Genomic DNA, 823 nt, shown 5'->3' with positions numbered 1-823 from the left:
TTGCCTTCCATCCATTCCAAAAAGGCTCCACCCGCGGTTGAAAGATAAGTAAAATCATCAGCAACACCAGCATGATTAAGTGCAAACACCGTATCTCCCCCTCCAGCAATTGAAACCAATTTCCCTGTCAAACTAAGTTCTGCTGCATGGCGTGCCACTGCAATCGTTCCTTGATCAAAAGGAGACATCTCAAAAACACCAAGAGGTCCATTCCACACAAGGGTAGCGGCTTTATCGATCACGGCATTGATATGCGCAATGGAGCGCGTACCAACATCCAAAATCATCCCATCCTCAGGAATATCTCCAATATCATAGAGACGATGTGGCGCATCTTTTTCAAAGCGAAATCCAACGATTGCATCCACAGGGAGCAGAAGCGTACATTGGCACTCCCGTGCTTTTTCAATAACTTTTTTTACCGTTTCGATCAGCGCATGTTCACACAATGACTTTCCAACACACACACCTTGCGCTGCTAAAAAACTATTGGCCATGCCACCACCAATGACCAAATAATCGACCTTTTTAACCAAATGATTGAGCACAAAAAGCTTACTGGAAACCTTCGCCCCTCCAACAATTGCGATCACCGGACGCTCTGGCTTACCAAGCCCTTTTTCCAATGCTTGCAACTCACATTGTAAAGAACGCCCCGCATAGGAAGGCAAAAAATGTGTTATCCCCTCTACCGAAGCATGGGCACGATGAGAAACTGAAAAAGCATCATTAACATAGAGATCTCCATTATGGGCTAGAGCCTCAGCAAAAGAGCCCGCATTCTTTTCTTCACCTGAATGAAAACGAACATTTTCAAGCAGTA

1 protein-coding gene is annotated in these 823 nt (G+C 45.1%); it reads right to left on the bottom strand.

Annotation, left to right across the window (positions count from 1 at the left end; translation table 11 throughout):
• Positions 1-823 (bottom strand): phosphoglycerate kinase (locus tag ACFIO5_RS11145; protein WP_375705441.1); only part of this gene is annotated, 823 nt, incomplete at both ends.

The organism is Bartonella sp. AA86SXKL (genome assembly GCF_042196885.1).
This window is presented reverse-complemented; position numbering and strand designations above follow the sequence as displayed.